The sequence below is a fragment of the Mesorhizobium sp. BR1-1-4 genome, from assembly GCF_020165375.1.
In the GTDB taxonomy this organism is placed as follows: Bacteria; Pseudomonadota; Alphaproteobacteria; order Rhizobiales; family Rhizobiaceae; genus Mesorhizobium; species Mesorhizobium australicum.
Genome location: NZ_JAIUIB010000020.1, coordinates 1 through 21049, shown reverse-complemented (window position 1 = coordinate 21049; position 21049 = coordinate 1). Strand labels below are relative to the sequence as shown.

Sequence of the window (21049 nt, the reverse complement as noted above, 5' to 3'; positions counted from 1 at the left end):
AGAGAAGCTGCGCTTCGCCATCCGTGAAGGCGGCCGCACCGTCGGTGCCGGCATCGTCGTCACCATCAAAGAGTAATCGATCCGGCTGCTGCCGGTCTCGAAAACGAAAGGGCGGTCTTCGGGCCGCCTTTTTTCGTTTCAGACGCCTCGCAACGCAAGCATTGCGCGTTTGTTTCAAAGCTGTTGCAAGCGCCATGGCTGCAACTAGTATAGGTTGCGCTGAGGGGAGCTTTGCCGACCGTGGTTCCAAGGCACCGTTTCGATGGGAAGGCATGGCGGTTATGGGCACTGGTTTGCCTCGCCGTCGCCATGGCTCTGCCCGTTTTGACAGCGCGAGCGGAGGATGGGCCTCTCGACATCCCGCCCATGCGCTTCGTCGTCGTGCGCAGCAACGCTCCGGGATGCGAACCCAACTGTCCTGAATGGATATCGGCGGACGGTACCATCGACGCGGGCACGCCGTCTCTCTTCAAGCGCACGCTCAAGGCGCTCAAGGGAAGGCAATTGCCGGTCGTCGTCAATTCGCCCGGCGGTAACGTCGAGGCCGCGTTGGCACTCGGCCGTATGATCCGCAAGAACAAGCTCGATATCGCCGTTGGCGTGACTGTTTTTTCCGATTGCCGACCGGAAACAAACTGCGGGGACAACAAGGGCAAGAGTGCCGATTATTTCGGTACGGCCTATGACGACGGAGCCATGTGCAATTCGGCCTGTCCGCTAATGCTTTCCGGCGGTGTCCGCCGCTTCGTTGGAGATTTCGGCTATCTCGGCGTCCACCAGATCACCACCACATACCAGCGGGAGAAGCTGCTCTACCGGACCACGTATCGGATCGTGAACGGCAGGAAGAAGATCATCAGCACCAAGGTGGTCAGCCGCAAAAACGCTGGCAGCTACAAAACCTACGAAATGAGCAGGACCGTCGAGAAGACGCTTTCGGCGTACCTGAAGGAAATGGGGATAGCAGACGGCGTACTGGAAATCATGAAGGCCACGCCGGCCAGTGAGATTCGTCAGATTCCCCTCGACGACATGGTGAGGATGAAGTTGGTCACCAGCCGGGACGCAGTGGATCTGTTGACCACGGCAAGCCTCTGCGGCCTGGCCCAGCCGGCCACGAACTGCCGGCAAATAGCTGGACCCGCAAGCAAGACGACGCCATTGGCCGCAGCCAGGCCCATGGCTGCCGTTCAACCGGACACCGCGAAGGCCGGCGGGGACATGCGGTTTGTCGTCGTTCGCGGCAGCAATCCGCTGTGCGATCCCGATTGTCCGGAATGGATATCGGCCGAAGGCGCGATCACGAACCAGGCGCCGCGGAAGCTGCGGCAGTTGCTGGCCACGCTTGGCGATCGGCGGCTGCCTGTCGTCATCAGCTCACGCGGAGGCGACCTGCCCAGCGCTCTCGCAATGGGGCGGCTTATCCATGAAAGAAAGCTCGACATCGCCGTTGCCCGGACCGATTTCGTCGACTGTGACCCCGGCGCGTGGAACTGCCTGGCCACGGAAGGAGCCTATGCCGGATTGAGCATCGATGCGGGGGTGGAGTGTGATTCCGCCTGTGCGTTAGTGGTCGCCGGCGGCGCCAGACGGCTAGTCGGTCCCCGGGCGCGGCTCAGCCTGTATCCGATGGGACAGAAGCTGGTGGTCAAGGCCTACCTCCACGAGATGGCGATCAGTCCCGCTCTGTTCGCAACAATCGAACGACGCCCGACCGAGAGGGAACTTGACCCAGACACCATGCTCAAGCTTGGACTGACAACGGGACCGCAATCGGTCGACGCGCTGACCGGCTCCACGATTTGCAAGGTTGTTGCCAAGCCCGACAATTGCCTGGGCCTGCCAGCCGCCAATGCACAGGCCGACGCGCCCGCCAGGCTGTAGAGCACGGGGATGTCAGGGGGAACTGCCCATCGAGGCAGGTTGAGCCATATCCGATTTCCGCTATCGTCGCGACGGCGGGGTCGGCGAAGGATCGAGAATGAGCCAGGACGTTCCGACACTCTACGAATGGGCCGGAGGCGGCGAGGCGCTGAACCGGCTGACGCAAACCTTCTACGACAAGGTGGCACGAGATCCGGTCGTTGGCCCGGTGTTCAAGCACATGTCGCCGGACCACCCCGCCCATGTCGCGGCCTTCATCGGCGAGGTCTTCGGCGGACCGAAAACCTACAGCGAAACCTTTGGCGGCCACCGCGAAATGGTCATGCATCATCTGGGCAAGCATTTGACCGAGGAGCAGCGCCGCCGCTGGATCAATCTTCTCGCCGACGCGGCGGATGAGGTCGGTCTGCCGGACGATCCGGAATTCCGTTCAGCATTCATGGGCTACGTCGAATGGGGATCGCGGCTGGCCAAGATGAATTCCAATCTCGGCGAGACCTGCGATCCCGAGACCGAACCGATGCCGGCCTGGGGCTGGGGCGTGCCTGGCGGTCCGTACCGGGTGCCGGACGCAAAATAGCTTCGGCTGCCGGCGATACCTCTATGAATCGCGCGCCAGCGACTTCAGGCGGGAGCTGGAGATCGATGCCGAGGGGCTGGTCGCCGACCATCTCGATTTCTGGCGCAGGGGTTAAGCACGTTTGCCTGCAAACCGCTCTTTACAGAGCGCGCGGAAGCTTTTAGGAAGCGCCTGCGCCGAAGCGCGCGTGTACGGGCATAGCTCAGTTGGTAGAGCGGCGGTCTCCAAAACCGCAGGTCGTAGGTTCGAGCCCTGCTGCCCGTGCCATTTCCTAAGATGGCATCAAAACGATATTTCGCGGCCAGCCTTTGAAAATCGGCGAGCCGCTTGCCATATTAGCCTGATTGGGGCATAAGGGCGCCATAGCCGGGACGGAACGACTGGATGGTTCCGAGGCGGCGTTTGGTCATAAAGCGGGCACTTGCCACTTGCGTGGATCAAGAATCGGTTTTATGTAGACGAAACAGACACGCGACGCGTGGAGCTGGGAAGCCGGCTTTACGCGTCTGATTTGCATGGGCGAAATGATCGCGCTGATTCGGCGCGAGATTGGGCTCAGGCGGCACGTCCCGGCCAGCGGGATCATCCAGGGGACCCGGCCAACGGGTCTTGAAGACAGGCGGCATATGGCTTCGAAAACCACAAATCCTTTCGTCTTTCTCCAGCAGGTGCGCGCGGAGACAGCCAAGGTGACTTGGCCGTCGCGCCGCGAGACGATGATCTCGACGGTCATGGTTCTGGCCTTTGCTGTGATTGCGATGATCTTCTTCTTCACCGCCGATCAGCTCATGGGCCTCGCGGTCGAGCAGATTCTGGGCATTGGACGCTAAGTCCGGCGATTAGGAGAAGTCGAAAAAATGGCTACGCGCTGGTACATCGTCCACGCCTATTCGAACTTCGAGAAGAAGGTCGCCGAGGACATCGAGAACAAGGCCAAGCAGAAGGGCCTGTCCGCCGATATCGAGCAGATCGTGGTGCCGACCGAGAAGGTCGTCGAGGTTCGTCGCGGCCGCAAGGTCGACGCCGAGCGCAAGTTCTTCCCGGGCTACGTGCTCTTGAAGGCCAACTTGACCGACGCCGTGTTCTCGCTGGTCAAGAACACGCCGAAAGTCACAGGTTTTCTCGGCGACTCCAAGCCGGTGCCGATCACCGAGGTCGAAGCCCAGCGCATCCTGAACCAGGTGCAGGAAGGCGTCGAGCGGCCGAAGCCCTCGGTCACTTTCGAGATCGGCGAGGCGATCCGCGTTTCGGATGGTCCCTTCGCGTCGTTCAACGGTTTCGTCCAGGAAGTGGACGAGGAGCGGGCGCGGCTCAAGGTGGAAGTTTCGATCTTCGGGCGCGCCGTGCCCGTCGATCTGGAATTCGGACAGGTCGAAAAGGGCTGATCCGAAATCCCTGATGCCGGTCCGGCGATCAGGGGAGGCGGCGCGGCAACGCGTGGCTTGAGAACGGTGGGAGGCGAAGGCGGCTTTAGCCGGCCGCAAGAACCGCACCACCAGACTGCAACCGCCGGTGTTTCCCAGATCGTGGGGCCGGCATTAGACAAAGGCAGGAAAAGAGATGGCTAAGAAAATTGCAGGCCAGCTCAAGCTCCAGGTCTCCGCGGGATCGGCCACGCCGTCTCCCCCGATCGGCCCGGCACTTGGTCAGCGTGGCATCAACATCATGGAGTTCTGCAAGGCGTTCAACGCGCAGACCCAGGAAATGGAAAAGGGATCGCCGGTTCCGGTCGTCATCACCTATTACCAGGACAAGTCGTTCACCTTCGTCATGAAGACGCCCCCGGTGAGCTACTTCCTGAAGAAGGCTGCGAACCTGAAGTCGGGCTCGAAGGAGCCGGGCAAGGTCAAGGCTGGCACGGTTTCGCGCGACAAGGTTCGCGAAATCGCGACCGCCAAGATGAAGGATCTGAACGCGAACGACGTCGAAGCGGCCATGCGCATGGTCGAGGGCTCCGCCCGCTCGATGGGTCTGGAAGTGGTGGGCTAAGATCATGGCAAAGATTGCAAAGCGTGTATCGAAGACCCGTGAAGGCATCGATCCCAACAAGGCTTACGCGCTCGGTGATGCGCTGAAGCTGCTCAAGGATCGTTCCTCGGTCAAGTTCGACGAGACCATCGAAGTGGCCATGAACCTCGGCGTAGACCCGCGTCATGCCGATCAGATGGTTCGCGGCGTGGTCAACCTGCCGAACGGCACCGGCCGCTCGGTCCGTGTCGCCGTGTTCGCCCGTGGCGACAAGGCCGAAGAGGCCAAGGCCGCCGGTGCCGATATCGTCGGTGCCGAGGATCTGGTCGACATCGTCCAGAAGGGCACGATCGATTTCGATCGCTGCATCGCCACGCCGGACATGATGCCGCTCGTCGGCCGTCTCGGTAAGGTGCTCGGCCCGCGCGGCATGATGCCGAACCCGAAGGTCGGCACCGTCACCACCGATGTCGCCGCGGCCGTCAAGGCTTCGAAGGGCGGCGCGGTCGAGTTCCGTGTCGAGAAGGCCGGCATCGTTCATGCCGGTGTCGGCAAGGTCTCTTTCGACGTCAAGGCGCTGGAAGAGAACGTCCGTGCCTTCGCCGATGCGGTGACCAAGGCAAAGCCGGCTGGCGCCAAGGGCAACTACGTCAAGAAGGTGTCTGTCACCTCGACGATGGGCCCGGGCCTCAAGCTCGACGTCTCGACGCTCGCCGCGTCCTGATTGGATTTGGATTGGCCTTTCGAAGGCTGATCCGTGACTGAATTCCGGGCCTTGGATTTATCCTGGGCCCGGTACCGGAAGCCGGAAGGCTTCCGGACATCCTGTCCGAGATTGCGGGCGGCCCGAACCTTGATTCAAGAGGAGGGCCTTAATTCATGTGGGCCTGCATGAGACGGGTGAAAACCGGACAACGGAGCAACAAGCTCCAATGAAAGGTTCGAACCGTGTTTGCCTTTTGTCTGCGCATCGCCGGCTTTGCCGTCGATGTGGCGAAAGGGGGCAGGATCCTCGAGCGTCGTTCGGGAGATCCGTTACTGGATGGCCCGGCCGGCAAAAGGCAACCCGACGCCTGTCCTCGAAATGGGAATGTTCCCATTGGCAGGACTGGGGTCAACTGGAGATAGGCAGTGGACAGAGCGGAAAAACGCGAACTCGTCACGGGCCTGAATGATGCGTTTTCGGGCGCGGGTTCAGTCGTCGTGGCCCACTATGCCGGTATCACCGTCGCGCAAATGAACGACCTTCGGTCGAAGATGCGCGCTGCCGGTGGCACCGTTAAAGTCGCGAAGAACCGTCTCGCCAAAATCGCTCTTCAGGGCACGGACTCCGCATCGATCATCGAGCTGTTCAAGGGACAGACACTGATCGCCTATTCGGAGGATCCGATTGCGGCGCCGAAGGTCGCGTCCGATTTCGCCAAGGGGAATGACAAGCTCGTCATTCTCGGCGGCGCAATGGGCACCACCTCGCTCAACGCCGACGGTGTGAAGGCACTCGCCACACTTCCGTCGCTCGATGAGCTGCGCGCCAGGCTGGTTGGCATGATCGCCACGCCGGCAACCCGGATCGCCCAGATCGTCAATGCGCCAGCGGCCTCGGTCGCGCGCGTCATCGGCGCTTACGCCCGGAAGGACGAGGCGGCATGAGGCCGTTCCTCGCTATCAAAAACACACGTTCGAACCTAACGAAGGAACACAACAATGGCTGATCTGGCAAAGATCGTAGACGACCTTTCGAAGCTGACCGTCCTCGAGGCGGCTGAGCTGTCGAAGCTTCTGGAAGAAAAGTGGGGCGTTTCGGCTGCTGCTCCGGTGGCGGTTGCCGCTGCTGGCGGTGCTGCCGCTGCTGCTGCCCCGGTCGAGGAAAAGACGGAATTCGACGTCGTTCTCACCGAGGCCGGCGCTCAGAAGATCAACGTCATCAAGGAAGTCCGCGCCATCACCGGTCTTGGCCTCAAGGAAGCCAAGGACCTGGTCGAAGCGGCTCCGAAGCCGGTCAAGGAAGGCGTTTCCAAGGCCGACGCTGACAAGTTCAAGGCGCAGCTGGAAGCAGCCGGCGCCAAGGTCGACCTGAAGTAAGCGTAAAAAGCGGCGGGCGGCCTCGCGCCGTCCGCCACTCCCTTGGGTGACCAGGGGAGGCTGCGTGACGCGAGATGTACGAAAACCTCTTTCCTGAGGGCCGTAAACCGGCCTTCAGGAAACGGGTTTTCTCCCGTTTTAGCCGGTAACCCGCCAAGCAATTGGAGAGGCGGCCGGAGAACAGACAGAGAGCCGCCGCCCAGGTGGCTCAGTATGCAAGACGAACCGCGGCGAGGTTCGTCCCGAGTTTAGAGCTAAGGAGCGACGATGGCCCAGACCCAGACTTTCAATGGCCGCAGACGCGTACGCAAGTTCTTCGGGAAGATCCCGGAAGTTGCGGAGATGCCGAACCTTATCGAGGTTCAGAAGGCATCCTATGACCAGTTCCTGATGGTGGACGAGCCCAAGGGCGGGCGTCCCGACGAAGGACTGCAGGCTGTTTTCAAGTCGGTCTTCCCGATCTCCGATTTTTCCGGCTCCTCCATGCTGGAGTTCGTGAAGTACGAGTTCGAAGGACCGAAATTCGACGTTGACGAATGCCGTCAGCGCGACCTGACCTATGCCGCGCCGCTGAAGGTGACGCTGCGCCTCATCGTGTTCGATATCGACGAGGATACCGGTGCCAAGTCGATCAAGGACATCAAGGAGCAGGACGTCTACATGGGCGACATGCCGCTCATGACCTTGAACGGCACCTTTATCGTCAATGGCACCGAGCGCGTGATCGTCTCGCAGATGCACCGCTCGCCGGGCGTCTTCTTCGACCACGACAAGGGCAAGTCGCACTCGTCGGGCAAGCTTCTGTTTGCCGCCCGTGTGATCCCCTATCGTGGCTCGTGGCTCGACATCGAGTTCGATTCCAAGGACGTCGTGCACGCCCGCATCGACCGTCGCCGCAAGATTCCGGTGACGTCGCTGCTGATGGCGCTCGGCATGGACGGCGAGGAGATCCTGTCGACCTTCTACAACAAGATCACCTACAAGCGCGCCGGCGACCATTGGCGCATTCCCTTCAACGTCGAGCGTTTCCGCGGCCTCAAGGCCGTCGGCGACCTGGTCGATGCCGACACCGGCGAGATCGTCGTCGAGGCGGGCAAGAAGATCACCGCTCGCCAGGCACGCCAGCTCGGCGAAAAGGGTCTCAAGGCGATCAAGGCGACCGACGAGGATCTGCTCGGCAACTACCTGGCCGAGGACATCGTCAACTACGCCACCGGCGAGATTTTCCTCGAGGCCGGCGACGAGATCGACGACAAGACGCTCAAGGTGCTGCTCGGCACCGGCGAGCAGGAGATCCAGGTCCTCGACATCGACCATGTCAATGTCGGCGCCTATATCCGCAACACGCTCGCCGTCGACAAGAACGAGAGCCGCCAGGACGCGCTGTTCGACATCTACCGTGTCATGCGCCCGGGCGAGCCGCCGACGCTCGAGACCGCCGAAGCCATGTTCAACTCGCTGTTCTTCGACAGCGAGCGCTACGACCTGTCCGCCGTCGGCCGCGTCAAGATGAACATGCGCCTCGAGCTCAAGGCCGAGGACACCGTGCGCGTGCTGCGCAAGGACGACATCCTGGCCGTGGTCAGGACGCTGGTCGAACTGCGTGATGGCAAGGGCGAGATCGACGACATCGACAATCTCGGCAACCGCCGCGTGCGTTCGGTCGGCGAGCTGATGGAGAACCAGTACCGCGTCGGCCTGCTGCGCATGGAGCGCGCGATCAAGGAACGCATGTCCTCGATCGAGATCGACACGGTCATGCCGCAGGACCTGATCAACGCCAAGCCGGCGGCCGCCGCCGTGCGCGAGTTCTTCGGTTCCTCGCAGCTGTCGCAGTTCATGGACCAGACCAACCCGCTGTCGGAGATCACCCACAAGCGTCGTCTCTCGGCGCTTGGACCGGGCGGTCTGACCCGCGAGCGTGCCGGCTTCGAAGTGCGCGACGTGCACCCGACGCATTACGGCCGTATCTGCCCGATCGAGACGCCGGAAGGCCCGAATATCGGTCTGATCAACTCGCTGGCGACCTTCGCGCGCGTCAACAAGTACGGCTTCATCGAAAGCCCGTACCGCAAGATCGTCGACGGCAAGTTGACCAATGACGTCGTCTATCTCTCGGCGATGGAAGAGGCCAAGCACCATGTCGCGCAGGCCAACGCCGAGCTCGACAAGAATGGCGGCTTCGTCGACGAGTTCGTCATTTGCCGCAGCGCCGGCGAAGTGATGATGGCGCCGCGCGAAAACGTCGACCTGATGGACGTGTCGCCCAAGCAGATGGTGTCTGTTGCCGCGGCGCTCATCCCGTTCCTCGAGAACGACGACGCCAACCGCGCTCTGATGGGCTCGAACATGCAGCGCCAGGCCGTGCCGCTGGTGCGCGCCGAGGCGCCGTTCGTCGGTACCGGCATGGAGCCGATCGTCGCCCGTGACTCGGGCGCCGCCATCGGCGCGCGTCGTGGCGGCATCGTCGACCAGGTGGACGCGACGCGTATCGTTATCCGCGCCACCGAGGATCTCGATCCGGGCAAGTCCGGCGTCGACATCTACCGGCTGATGAAGTTCCAGCGCTCGAACCAGAACACCTGCATCAACCAGCGTCCGCTGGTGCGCATGGGTGACCGGGTCAACAAGGGCGACATCATCGCCGACGGTCCGTCGACCGAGCTTGGTGATCTGGCGCTCGGCCGCAACGTGCTGGTCGCGTTCATGCCGTGGAACGGCTACAACTACGAGGACTCGATCCTGCTCTCCGAGCGTATCGTGGCCGACGACGTCTTCACCTCGATCCACATCGAGGAGTTCGAGGTCATGGCGCGCGATACCAAGCTCGGTCCGGAGGAAATCACGCGCGATATTCCAAACGTCTCGGAAGAAGCGCTGAAGAACCTCGACGAAGCCGGCATCGTCTATATCGGTGCGGAAGTGCAGCCGGGCGACATCCTGGTCGGCAAGATCACGCCGAAGGGCGAGAGCCCGATGACGCCGGAAGAGAAGCTTCTGCGCGCCATCTTCGGCGAAAAGGCTTCCGACGTGCGCGACACTTCGATGCGCATGCCTCCGGGCACTTTCGGCACCGTCGTCGAGGTGCGCGTGTTCAATCGCCACGGTGTGGAGAAGGACGAGCGCGCCATGGCGATCGAGCGCGAGGAGATCGAACGCCTCGCCAAGGATCGCGACGACGAGCAGGCCATTCTGGACCGTAACGTCTATGCGCGTCTTTCCGACGTTCTCGTCGGCAAGGAAGCGATCGCTGGACCGAAGGGCTTCAAGAAGGGCTCGACGCTGTCCAAGGACACGCTCGACGAGTATCCGCGTTCGCAGTGGTGGCAGTTTGCGGTGGAGAACGAAAAGCTCCAGAGCGAACTGGAAGCCCTGCGTGGCCAGTACGACGATTCCAAGAAGGCGCTCGAACAGCGCTTCATGGACAAGGTCGAGAAGGTGCAGCGCGGCGACGAAATGCCTCCGGGCGTCATGAAGATGGTCAAGGTCTTCGTGGCGGTGAAGCGCAAGATGCAGCCCGGCGACAAGATGGCCGGCCGTCACGGCAACAAGGGTGTCGTGTCGCGTATCGTTCCGGTCGAGGACATGCCTTTCCTCGAGGACGGCACGCATGCCGATATCGTGCTCAACCCGCTGGGTGTGCCGAGCCGCATGAATGTCGGCCAGATCCTGGAAACGCATCTGGGCTGGGCCTGCGCTGGCATGGGCAGGAAGATCGGCGAGCTTATCGATGCGTACAAGACAGCCGGCGACATCAAGCCGCTGCGCAAGACGCTCGAGAGCTTCATGCCGGCCAACGACCGCAACGAGCCGGTTCGCGAATATGACGACGAGAGCATCGTTCGCCTCAGCGAGCAGATGCGCCGCGGCGTCTCCATCGCGACCCCGGTGTTCGACGGCGCGCATGAGGCTGACATCAACATCATGCTGGAGCAGGCGGGCCTGCACACCAGCGGTCAGTCGCAGCTCTATGACGGACGCACCGGCGAGCCGTTCGATCGCAAGGTGACGATGGGCTATATCTACATGCTCAAGCTTCACCACCTCGTGGACGACAAGATCCACGCGCGTTCGATCGGTCCGTACTCGCTCGTCACCCAGCAGCCGCTGGGCGGCAAGGCGCAGTTCGGCGGCCAGCGCTTCGGCGAGATGGAGGTCTGGGCACTGGAAGCCTACGGCGCCGCTTACACGCTGCAGGAAATGCTGACGGTGAAGTCGGACGACGTCGCCGGCCGCACCAAGGTCTACGAGGCGATCGTGCGTGGCGACGACACGTTCGAGGCAGGCATTCCCGAGAGCTTCAACGTGCTCGTCAAGGAAATGCGGTCTCTCGGCCTCAATGTCGAGCTCGAGAACACCAAGCTCGACGACAACCCGATCCGGCTGCCCGATGCTGCCGAATAGGGGCGCGGCCGAGTAAATAAGACATCCGGGCGCGGGAGAGGGCTCTCGCGACCGGATGCACCAATTCTTCGGCCGGTGGGCCGACCACTCAGCGGGCATTCGGCCCGCGTTAGATGCAAGGGGTTTTCGAGGACCCCGAAAAGGAGAACGGCATGAACCAAGAGGTCATGAATCTCTTCAATCCGCAGGCGCCTGCGCAGGTGTTCGATTCCATCCGGATTTCGCTTGCCAGCCCTGAGAAGATTCTGTCCTGGTCGTTCGGCGAGATCAAAAAGCCGGAGACCATTAACTACCGCACCTTCAAGCCGGAGCGTGACGGTCTGTTCTGCGCGCGCATTTTTGGCCCGATCAAGGACTATGAATGCCTGTGCGGCAAGTACAAGCGCATGAAGTACAAGGGCGTGATCTGCGAGAAGTGCGGCGTCGAAGTCACGCTGTCGCGCGTCCGCCGCGAGCGCATGGGCCATATCGAGCTGGCGGCTCCCGTCGCTCACATCTGGTTCCTGAAGTCGCTGCCCTCGCGCATCGGCACGCTGCTCGACATGACGCTGAAGGACATCGAGCGCGTCCTCTACTTCGAGAACTACATCGTCACCGAGCCTGGCCTCACCGCGCTGAAGGAGCACCAGCTGCTCAGCGAGGAAGAGTACATGATCGCCGTCGACGAATATGGCGAGGATAGTTTCACCGCCATGATCGGCGCCGAGGCCATTCATGACCTTCTGGCCGGCATGGACCTGGAGAAGATCGCCGGCGACCTGCGTTCGGAACTGGCATCGACCACGTCCGAGCTGAAGCAGAAAAAGTATCTGAAGCGGCTCAAGGTCGTCGAGAACTTCATGGAATCCGGCAACCGTCCGGAATGGATGATCATGAAGGTGGTTCCGGTGATCCCGCCGGACCTGCGCCCGCTCGTCCCGCTGGACGGCGGTCGTTTCGCGACGTCCGATCTGAACGATCTCTACCGCCGCGTCATCAACCGCAACAACCGCCTGAAGCGGCTGATCGAGCTGCGGGCGCCGGGCATTATCGTGCGCAATGAAAAGCGCATGCTGCAGGAAGCCGTCGATGCGCTGTTCGACAACGGCCGTCGCGGCCGCGTCATCACCGGCGCCAACAAGCGTCCGCTGAAGTCGCTGTCCGACATGCTCAAGGGCAAGCAGGGCCGGTTCCGTCAGAACCTGCTCGGCAAGCGCGTCGACTATTCCGGACGCTCGGTTATCGTCACCGGTCCGGAGCTCAAGCTGCACCAGTGCGGCCTGCCGAAGAAGATGGCGCTCGAACTGTTCAAGCCCTTCATCTACGCCCGTCTCGACGCCAAGGGTTACTCCTCGACCGTCAAGCAGGCCAAGAAGCTGGTCGAGAAGGAGCGTCCGGAAGTCTGGGATATCCTCGATGAGGTCATCCGCGAGCATCCGGTGCTGCTCAACCGCGCGCCGACGCTGCACCGCCTGGGCATCCAGGCGTTCGAGCCGATCCTGATCGAAGGCAAGGCGATCCAGCTTCACCCGCTGGTCTGCACGGCCTTCAACGCCGACTTCGACGGCGACCAGATGGCCGTTCACGTGCCGCTGTCGCTGGAAGCGCAGTTGGAAGCCCGCGTGCTGATGATGTCGACCAACAACATCCTGCACCCGGCTTCCGGCGCGCCGATCATCGTGCCGTCGCAGGACATGGTCCTGGGTCTCTACTACCTCTCGATCGTCAACCAGAACGAGCCGGGCGAGGGCATGGTGTTTGCCGACATGGGCGAACTCCAGCACGCGCTCGAGACCAAGGCTGTGACCCTGCACGCCAAGATCAAGGGCCGCTTCCGCACGGTCGACGCCGAAGGAAAGGTCGTGTCGAAGATCCATGACACCACGCCTGGCCGCATGATCATTGGCGAGCTTCTGCCGAAGAACGTCAACGTGCCCTATGAGACCGCCAACCAGGAGATGACCAAGAAGAACATCTCCAAGATGATCGACACCGTCTACCGCCATTGCGGTCAGAAGGAGACGGTCATTTTCTGCGACCGCATCATGGCGCTCGGCTTTGCCCATGCCTGCCGTGCCGGCATTTCGTTCGGCAAGGACGACATGCTGATCCCGGACACCAAGATCAAGCTGGTGTCGGACACCGAGGCTTTGGCCAAGGAGTACGAGCAGCAGTACAATGACGGCCTGATCACGCAGGGCGAGAAGTACAATAAGGTCGTCGACGCCTGGGCCAAGTGCTCGGAAAAGGTCGCCGACGAAATGATGGCCCGCATCAAGGCGGTCGAGTTCGAGGACAACGGCCGTCAGAAGCCGATGAACTCGATCTACATGATGTCGCACTCCGGTGCGCGCGGCTCGCCCACCCAGATGCGCCAACTCGCTGGCATGCGCGGCCTGATGGCCAAGCCGTCGGGTGAAATCATCGAGACGCCGATCATCTCGAACTTCAAGGAAGGCCTGACCGTGCTCGAGTACTTCAACTCGACCCACGGCGCCCGCAAGGGTCTGGCCGATACCGCCTTGAAGACGGCGAACTCGGGTTACCTCACCCGTCGTCTGGTCGACGTGGCGCAGGACTGCATCGTCAACTCCGTGGATTGCGGCACCGACAAGGGCCTCACCATGCAGCCGATCGTCGATGCCGGTCAGGTCGTTGCTTCGGTCGGCCAGCGCGTACTGGGCCGTACATCGCTCGACGACATCACCCATCCGGTGTCGGGCGAGGTTCTGGTCAAGGCCGGAACGCTGATGGACGAGCGTGACGTGGAGCAGATCGAAAAGGCCGGCGTGCAGTCGGTCCGCATCCGCTCGGCCCTGACCTGCGAAGTCAGGATCGGCGTCTGCGCGGTCTGCTACGGACGCGATCTGGCCCGCGGCACCCCGGTCAACCAGGGCGAAGCCGTCGGCGTGATCGCGGCGCAGTCGATCGGCGAGCCGGGCACGCAGCTCACCATGCGTACCTTCCACATGGGCGGTACGGCGCAGGTGGTGGATAGCTCGTTCCTTGAAGCCTCCTATGAGGGCAAGGTCGAGATCCGCAACCGCAACGTGGTGCGCAACTCGGACGGCCAGCAGATGGTCATGGGCCGCAACATGGCGGTGCTGATCCTCGACGAAGCCGGCAAGGAGCGCGCCACGCACCGTGTCACCTATGGTTCGCGCATCTTCGTGGACGATGGCGACAAGGTGAAGCGCGGTCAGCGTATCGCCGAGTGGGATCCCTATACCCGTCCTGTCCTCACTGAAATCGAGGGCAAGGTGTCGTATGAGGATCTGGTCGACGGCATTTCCGTTCAGGAAACGGCCGACGAGTCGACCGGCATCACCAAGCGTGAGGTCATCGACTGGCGTTCGACGCCGCGTGGCAACGACCTCAAGCCCGCGATTGCCATCCTGGACACCAAGGGCAAGGTCGGCAAGCTGTCGAAGGGTGGCGACGCCCGCTTCCTGCTCTCGGTCGAGGCCATTCTCTCGGTCGAGCCGGGTGCTCAGGTTCGCCCCGGCGATGTGCTGGCGCGTATCCCGATGGAAAGCGCCAAGACCAAGGACATCACCGGCGGTCTGCCGCGTGTTGCCGAACTGTTCGAGGCACGTCGTCCGAAGGATCACGCCATCATCGCCGAGATCGATGGCACGATCCGCTTCGGCCGCGACTACAAGAACAAGCGCCGTATTATCATCGAGCCGCATGACTCGACGCTCGAGCCGGTCGAGTACCTGATCCCGAAGGGCAAGCCGTTCCATCTCCAGGACGGCGACGTCATCGAGAAGGGCGACTACATCCTCGACGGCAACCCGGCGCCGCACGACATCCTGGCGATCAAGGGCGTGGAGGCACTTGCTTCCTACCTCGTCAACGAGATCCAGGAAGTCTACCGCCTGCAGGGCGTCTCGATCAACGACAAGCACATCGAGGTGATCGTTCGCCAGATGCTGCAGAAGGTCGAGATCACGGTGCAGGGCGACTCGACCTATATCCCGGGCGACCACGTCGACGTGATCGAACTGGAAGAGGTCAACGAGCGCCTGGTCGAGGACGGCAAGAAGCCGGCCGAAGGCCAGCCGGTGCTCTTGGGCATCACCAAGGCATCGCTGCAGACGCCGTCCTTCATCTCGGCCGCCTCCTTCCAGGAGACGACCAGGGTGCTGACGGAAGCCGCGGTTGCCGGCAAGACCGACATGCTGCAGGGCTTGAAGGAAAACGTCATCGTCGGCCGGCTGATCCCCGCCGGTACCGGCGGCACGATGAGCCAGATCCGGCGCATCGCCACCTCGCGCGACGAACTGATCATCGACGAGCGCCGCAAGGCCTCCGGTGTGGAAGTCGCCGAGCCGATGCTGGCGGACATGACAACCGCCGCGCAGTAGGCGCGGCGGCAAAAATCTCAGGCAACAGAAGCCGTCGGGGCAACCCGGCGGCTTTTTCGTTTTTGCGATCGGAGGAAAGCGGATGAACACGAAGACCTGGACGGCTGTCGATGACTACATCGTTTCTTCTCTCTTCGAGGCGGATCCCGTTCTCGACGCGGTTCTGGCGGCCAACCGCCGCCAGGGCCTGCCGGCGATCGACGTCTCGGCGGCGCAAGGAAAGCTGCTCTCGCTGCTGGTGCGCATCAGCGGCGCGAAGAAGGTGCTCGAGATCGGCACGCTGGGTGGCTATTCGACCATCTGGATGGCGCGGGGATTGCCTGCTGACGGCAAGGTCGTGACACTCGAACTCGATCCGCACCATGCCAAGGTCGCGCGTTCGAATTTCGAGCGGGCAGGGGTTGCGGACCGTGTGGAACTGCGTGTCGGTTCGGCGCTCCAGTCGCTCACAGAACTGGGCGGCGAGAATGCCGGCCCGTTCGATCTCATCTTCATCGACGCGGACAAGCCGAACAACCCGAACTATCTGGCCTGGGCCTTGCGGCTGTCGCGGTCAGGAACGGTTATCGTCTGCGACAACGTCATCCGCGATGGTGCCGTTCTGGATGAAGATGGACGCGATGCCAATGTCGAGGGCGCCCGCGCGGCATTTTCATTCATCGGTGGCGACAAACGGCTGGACGGCACCGCCATCCAGACGGTGGGCGCCAAGGGCTATGACGGGTTTGCGATTGCGATTGTCGATTGATGCCGAGGCGGTCCGGCGACCTCAGTCGAAAAACGCCTCGACCACGTTGCGCTTGCCGAGCATGAAGGCGTCGGCAACGTGCTGGAGCGGCGCAAGGTCCACATCTGACGTCTCGGCGTGCACGATTTCGGCGAAGCGCCGGTAGAGCATCGGATATTCCGCTTCCGGCTCCTCGTGTACGATATTGCCATCGACGGCGAGCTTCGAGCCGCCACCCGAGAGCACCATCTGTCCGGCATCCGTATCGGCCAGGATGTCCCAGCTCTGCGGTCCGGTCTGCAACCAGTCGAGATCCATCGTCACATCCGATCCGTTCGCTGCCCGGAACGCGACCTGGGCCGCGATCGGCGCGTCACGGTTCGCCGGAAAGTCGAGCACGGCCGAAGTGATGTACATGGCCGGCAGGATGTAGGTTGCGATCGACAGCGCGTTGATGCCAGGATCGAAGACGCCGAAGCCGCCAGGCTGCCAGATCCAGTCCTGGTTTGGGTGCCAGCGGCGCACATCTTCCTTCCAGACGATCGCCGCCGATTTGATTTTGGTCGAAGCGAGGAATGTCCGCGCCGCTTCGACCGCCGGCGCGTAGCGCGAATGCCAGCTTGCGAACAGTGAGACGCCTTGTTTTGCCGCGAGCGCCTTCAGGTCCTCGACCTCGCTGACCGTGGCACCGGGCGGCTTTTCCAGGAAAACGTGCTTCCCAGCCTCGAGCGCCTTGCGCGCGGCTTCATAGCGGAACTGCGGCGGCATGCACAGCGACACTGCATCGAGTTCGGGGACCGCGCCAAGCATCGTCTCGATGTCGGGGAAATTCACAATGCCATCGACCTTGCCGTGCCGGCTGGCCGCCGCGATCAGCTGGTAATCCCGATCCTTGGCCAGGGCGGGAAGGTGTTGGTCGCGGACGATCTTGCCGACGCCGACAATGCCGATTCTTATGGGCGATATGGATGAGGACATGAGGCTCCGCCGGGTTTGGACGACTGCGCGTCTCTTAGCAGATCGGCCATGACGGGCAAGCGTCGGCCGTGCCGGCTATCCGAACGAATCGCGTCACGGCAAGGAGGGCAAGGAAGGACACCGCGCCCATGACACGCCATGATCAGATCGGCGCGTCGAAGGTGACGATCGACACTTCGCCTTCGAGCGCGCCCTGGTAGGCCGACAGATGCGGCTCGTCGTCGGGCACCCCGTCCATATCGCCGATCTGGTCGAGCTCGGCTTCGGCATAGCCTTCCGCCGCCAGCGATTCGAGGGCGCGTCGCACCGCCGAATCGTCATCAGGAGCGACCAGCATGACATGCACGCCTTCCACCTTGCCGCCTTTGCGCTTCCACACCCGGCCGGTGATGATGGTGACCGGGCGTTCTTCGTTGTCGTTCACGGCCGATTCCTCCTGACAAGCGCGGGCGAGGGGATGTTGAGTGCTCAGGCCGCCTTTTCGCATAGAGAAAGGGCGCGCAAAAGCCAGAAGCCGGTCACTTTCTTCCTCGGTATTGCAAAATCGCGAAAGAAAATTACATGCGGTTTTCGCATGGCTGCCAAGTCCCGGCTTCGATGCAATATTTGCCACTGCGGGCTTGACGGTTCGCGGGCTTACGAGTAGAAGCCGCCCAGTCAGAACCGATGTGAGGCTCTCCCTTCCGAAGCGACACGCTTTGGAGTTTGCCTCAAACAGGGTTCGTTTTACGAGCGAAAAGACATTTCCGGCGTGCACGAAGCGGTTTCCGCTTCCTCTGCGATTTGTTCGGGCAAGACCGCGAGGCGCGGTTTGTGGCCCGAATTTGCGTATGGAAATGACGCTTTGAGCGAGCCTTGACCGGCACGAGACACGGAATTGAGAGACAAGAGGGTTTAATGCCTACCGTCAACCAGCTGATCCGCAAGCCGCGCATTGCGCCGGTGAAGCGCAACAAGGTCCCGGCCATGCAGCAGAACCCGCAGAAGCGGGGCGTCTGCACGCGCGTCTATACAACGACGCCGAAGAAGCCGAACTCGGCGCTGCGCAAGGTGGCCAAGATCCGCCTGACCAATGGTTTTGAAGTGATCGGTTACATCCCCGGCGAAGGTCACAACCTTCAGGAGCACTCCGTGGTCATGATCCGCGGCGGCCGCGTCAAGGATCTTCCGGGCGTGCGCTACCACATCATCCGCGGCGTGCTCGACACGCAGGGTGTGAAGAACCGCAAGCAGCGCCGTTCGAAGTACGGCGCCAAGCGTCCGAAGTAAGGCGTCCGAAGTAAGATTTTTCGGCCTTGGTGCTGCTTGAATGTGCCGGGCTACGAGATTGAGAGACAAAAGCCATGTCGCGTCGTCACAGTGCAGAAAAGCGTGAGATCAACCCGGATCCCAAGTTCGGCGATCTGATCGTCACCAAGTTCATGAATGCCGTCATGTATGACGGCAAGAAGTCGGTTGCCGAGACCATCGTCTACGGCGCGCTGGACCAGGTCCAGTCGAAGACCAAGCAGGAGCCGGTCACCGTCTTCCATCAGGCGCTCGACAATGTCGCGCCGCATGTGGAAGTGCGTTCGCGTCGCGTCGGCGGCGCCACCTACCAGGTTCCGGTCGACGTGCGCCCCGAGCGCCGCCAGGCGCTGGCGATCCGTTGGCTGATCGCCGCGGCCCGCAACCGCAACGAGACCACCATGGTCGACCGCCTCTCCGGCGAGCTGATGGACGCGGCCAACAACCGCGGCACCGCCGTGAAGAAGCGTGAAGACACCCACAAGATGGCAGAAGCCAACCGCGCTTTCGCGCACTACCGCTGGTAAAGCGCGAACGAGACTGAGAGGCAGCTACGATGGCCCGCGAATACAAAATCGAAGACTACCGCAATTTCGGTATCATGGCGCATATTGACGCCGGCAAGACGACGACCACCGAGCGCGTCCTCTATTACACGGGCAAGTCGCACAAGATCGGCGAAGTGCACGACGGCGCTGCCACCATGGATTGGATGGAGCAGGAGCAGGAGCGCGGCATCACCATCACGTCCGCCGCGACCACGACCTTCTGGAAGGCTCGTGACGGCAAGATGCACCGCTTCAACATCATCGACACCCCTGGACACGTCGACTTCACCATCGAAGTCGAGCGTTCGCTGCGCGTGCTTGACGGCGCCATTGCGCTGCTCGATGCCAATGCCGGTGTCGAGCCGCAGACGGAAACCGTCTGGCGCCAGGCGGACAAGTACCGCGTTCCGCGCATGATCTTCTGCAACAAGATGGACAAGATTGGCGCCGACTTCTACCGCTCGGTCGAAATGATCGGTTCGCGCCTCGGCGCGCATGCCGTCGTCATGCAGCTGCCGATCGGCGCCGAGACCGAATTCAAGGGCGTCGTCGACCTGGTCGAGATGAACGCACTGGTCTGGCGCGACGAGACGCTGGGCGCTGCCTGGGACGTCGTCGAGATCCCGGCCGACCTTCAGGCTCGTGCGGAAGAATATCGCGAGAAGATGATCGAAGCCGCCGTCGAAATGGACGAGACGGCGCTTGAGAATTACCTCGAAGGCAAGATGCCGTCGAATGACGAGATCCGCGCGCTGATCCGCAAGGGCACCATCGCGGTGAAGTTCTACCCGATGTTCTGCGGCTCGGCCTTCAAGAACAAGGGCGTGCAGCCGCTGCTCGACGCCGTCGTCGAATACCTGCCGTCGCCGGCCGATGTTCCGGCCATCAAGGGCGTCGATGCCAAGACCGATGCCGAGATCGAGCGTCACGCCGACGACAGCGAGCCGCTTTCGATGCTCGCCTTCAAGATCATGAACGACCCGTTCGTCGGTTCGTTGACCTTTGCCCGCATCTATTCGGGCAAGCTCACCAAGGGCATCTCGGTTGACAACACCGTGAAGGGCAAGAAGGAGCGCATTGGCCGCATGCTTCAGATGCATGCGAACTCGCGCGCCGACGTCGAAGAGGCTTTTGCCGGCGACATCGTCGCCCTGGCCGGCCTCAAGGACACCACCACCGGCGATACGCTGAGCGATCCGCTGCACCCGGTCATCCTCGAGCGCATGGAATTCCCCGATCCGGTCATCCAGATCGCCATCGAGCCGAAGACCAAGAACGACCAGGAAAAGATGGGCCTCGCCCTTCATCGCCTGGCCGCCGAGGATCCCTCCTTCCGCGTCAAGACCGACGAAGAATCCGGCCAGACCATCATTTCCGGCATGGGCGAGCTGCATCTCGACATCATCGTCGACCGCATGCGCCGCGAGTTCAAGGTCGAAGCCAACGTCGGTGCGCCGCAGGTGGCTTACCGCGAAACGATCACCCGCAAGCACGAGCAGGACTACACGCACAAGAAGCAGACCGGCGGTACCGGTCAGTTCGCCCGCGTCAAGATCCTGTTCGAGCCGAACCCGGAAAGCCCCGAGTTCGAGTTCGATACCAAGATCGTCGGCGGTGCGGTTCCGAAGGAATACATCCCGGGTGTCGAAAAGGGCATCAACAGCGTCATGTCGTCGGGTCCGTTCGCGGGCTTCCCGATGATCGGCGTCAAGGCGACGCTCATCGACGGCGCATACCACGACGTCGACTCCTCGGTGCTCGCCTTCGAAATCGCCGGCCGTGCCTGCTTCCGTGAAGCCGCGCCCAAGCTCGGCGTACAGCTGCTCGAGCCGATCATGAAGGTCGAGGTCGTCACGCCGGAAGATTACGTCGGCAGCGTCATCGGTGACCTGAACGGCCGTCGCGGTCAGATCCAGGGCCAGGAAGCACGTGGCGTCGCGGTGGTTATCAACGCGATGGTGCCGCTCGCCAACATGTTCAAGTATGTCGACAACCTGCGCTCGATGAGCCAGGGCCGCGCGGCCTACACGATGCAGTTCGATCACTACGAGCCTGTGCCGACCGCGGTCGCCCAGGAAGTCCAGAAGAAATACGCGTAGCCCCGACGGGTTGCAGCAGTAACTTAAATCAAGGCCCTCACGGGCGAGCAGGATTGGAGACATCACATGGCAAAAGGTAAATTCGAGCGCACCAAGCCTCATGTGAACATCGGCACGATTGGTCACGTCGACCATGGCAAGAC

General features: G+C 62.1%; 16 protein-coding genes, 1 tRNA gene and 2 pseudogenes. 17 read left to right on the top strand and 2 right to left on the bottom strand.

Annotated elements, in window-relative coordinates; all coding sequences use genetic code 11:
• From LB571_RS28630 to LB571_RS28570, 13 genes and pseudogenes are all read left to right on the top strand, one after another.
• Nucleotides 1-76: pseudogene (locus LB571_RS28630) on the top strand (elongation factor Tu); the annotation flags it as partial.
• Between the two features lie 290 nt (nt 77-366).
• The gene (locus LB571_RS28625) at nt 367-1884 is read left to right on the top strand and encodes a hypothetical protein (protein WP_263484969.1); all 1518 of its coding nucleotides are present in this window, start codon (nt 367-369) and stop codon (nt 1882-1884) included.
• Nucleotides 1885-1981: 97 nt separating this feature from the next.
• Nucleotides 1982-2464 carry a group II truncated hemoglobin gene (locus LB571_RS28620; RefSeq protein WP_140720536.1) on the top strand — a complete coding sequence of 161 codons (483 nt, stop codon included), beginning with the start codon at nt 1982-1984 and terminating at the stop codon, nt 2462-2464.
• A gap of 191 nt (nt 2465-2655) precedes the next feature.
• Nucleotides 2656-2731: transfer RNA gene (locus tag LB571_RS28615), tRNA-Trp, on the top strand.
• A gap of 359 nt (nt 2732-3090) precedes the next feature.
• On the top strand, nt 3091-3294 hold the full coding sequence (secE, locus tag LB571_RS28610) for a preprotein translocase subunit SecE (protein ID WP_013531408.1): 204 nt from the start codon (nt 3091-3093) through the stop codon (nt 3292-3294).
• 27 nt (nt 3295-3321) lie between these two features.
• Nucleotides 3322-3849: a transcription termination/antitermination protein NusG gene (gene nusG / locus LB571_RS28605; RefSeq protein WP_224599719.1), complete on the top strand. Its 528-nt coding sequence runs from the start codon at nt 3322-3324 to the stop codon at nt 3847-3849.
• A gap of 175 nt (nt 3850-4024) precedes the next feature.
• Nucleotides 4025-4453, top strand: a complete 429-nt coding sequence (gene rplK / locus LB571_RS28600) for a 50S ribosomal protein L11 (RefSeq protein WP_010909262.1) — start codon at nt 4025-4027, stop codon at nt 4451-4453.
• Between the two features lie 4 nt (nt 4454-4457).
• On the top strand, nt 4458-5156 hold the full coding sequence (rplA, locus tag LB571_RS28595; protein ID WP_023775355.1) for a 50S ribosomal protein L1: 699 nt from the start codon (nt 4458-4460) through the stop codon (nt 5154-5156).
• Nucleotides 5157-5563: 407 nt separating this feature from the next.
• Nucleotides 5564-6082 (top strand): 50S ribosomal protein L10, encoded by a 519-nt coding sequence (gene rplJ, locus LB571_RS28590; RefSeq protein WP_015317994.1) that lies wholly within the window; start codon nt 5564-5566, stop codon nt 6080-6082.
• A gap of 54 nt (nt 6083-6136) precedes the next feature.
• Complete coding sequence (rplL, locus tag LB571_RS28585; protein ID WP_015317993.1) at nt 6137-6514, top strand: 50S ribosomal protein L7/L12; 378 nt, start codon at nt 6137-6139, stop codon at nt 6512-6514.
• A gap of 267 nt (nt 6515-6781) precedes the next feature.
• Entirely contained in the window at nt 6782-10918 is a 4137-nt protein-coding gene (gene rpoB / locus LB571_RS28580) for a DNA-directed RNA polymerase subunit beta (RefSeq protein WP_015317992.1), read from the top strand.
• Between the two features lie 152 nt (nt 10919-11070).
• Entirely contained in the window at nt 11071-15267 is a 4197-nt protein-coding gene (rpoC, locus tag LB571_RS28575) for a DNA-directed RNA polymerase subunit beta' (RefSeq protein WP_015317991.1), read from the top strand.
• 82 nt (nt 15268-15349) lie between these two features.
• Nucleotides 15350-16015, top strand: a complete 666-nt coding sequence (locus tag LB571_RS28570) for an O-methyltransferase (RefSeq protein WP_224599717.1) — start codon at nt 15350-15352, stop codon at nt 16013-16015.
• 21 nt (nt 16016-16036) lie between these two features.
• Here the strand turns inward: LB571_RS28570 and LB571_RS28565 are convergent, their stop codons facing one another.
• On the bottom strand, nt 16037-16960 hold the full coding sequence (locus tag LB571_RS28565) for a Gfo/Idh/MocA family protein (protein ID WP_224599721.1): 924 nt from the start codon (nt 16958-16960) through the stop codon (nt 16037-16039).
• A gap of 154 nt (nt 16961-17114) precedes the next feature.
• Nucleotides 17115-17396, bottom strand: coding sequence for a hypothetical protein (locus tag LB571_RS28560; protein WP_015317988.1), 282 nt, complete (start codon nt 17394-17396; stop codon nt 17115-17117).
• Nucleotides 17397-17869: 473 nt separating this feature from the next.
• Between LB571_RS28560 and rpsL the strand changes: the two genes are divergently transcribed.
• From rpsL to LB571_RS28540, 4 genes and pseudogenes are all read left to right on the top strand, one after another.
• Nucleotides 17870-18241 (top strand): 30S ribosomal protein S12, encoded by a 372-nt coding sequence (gene rpsL / locus LB571_RS28555; protein WP_006333356.1) that lies wholly within the window; start codon nt 17870-17872, stop codon nt 18239-18241.
• A gap of 74 nt (nt 18242-18315) precedes the next feature.
• Entirely contained in the window at nt 18316-18786 is a 471-nt protein-coding gene (gene rpsG, locus LB571_RS28550; RefSeq protein ID WP_008875664.1) for a 30S ribosomal protein S7, read from the top strand.
• A 29-nt stretch (nt 18787-18815) separates the two neighbouring features.
• The gene (fusA, locus tag LB571_RS28545) at nt 18816-20906 is read left to right on the top strand and encodes an elongation factor G (RefSeq protein ID WP_023775351.1); all 2091 of its coding nucleotides are present in this window, start codon (nt 18816-18818) and stop codon (nt 20904-20906) included.
• Nucleotides 20907-20972: 66 nt separating this feature from the next.
• Nucleotides 20973-21049 (top strand): annotated as a pseudogene (locus tag LB571_RS28540) (elongation factor Tu); the annotation flags it as partial.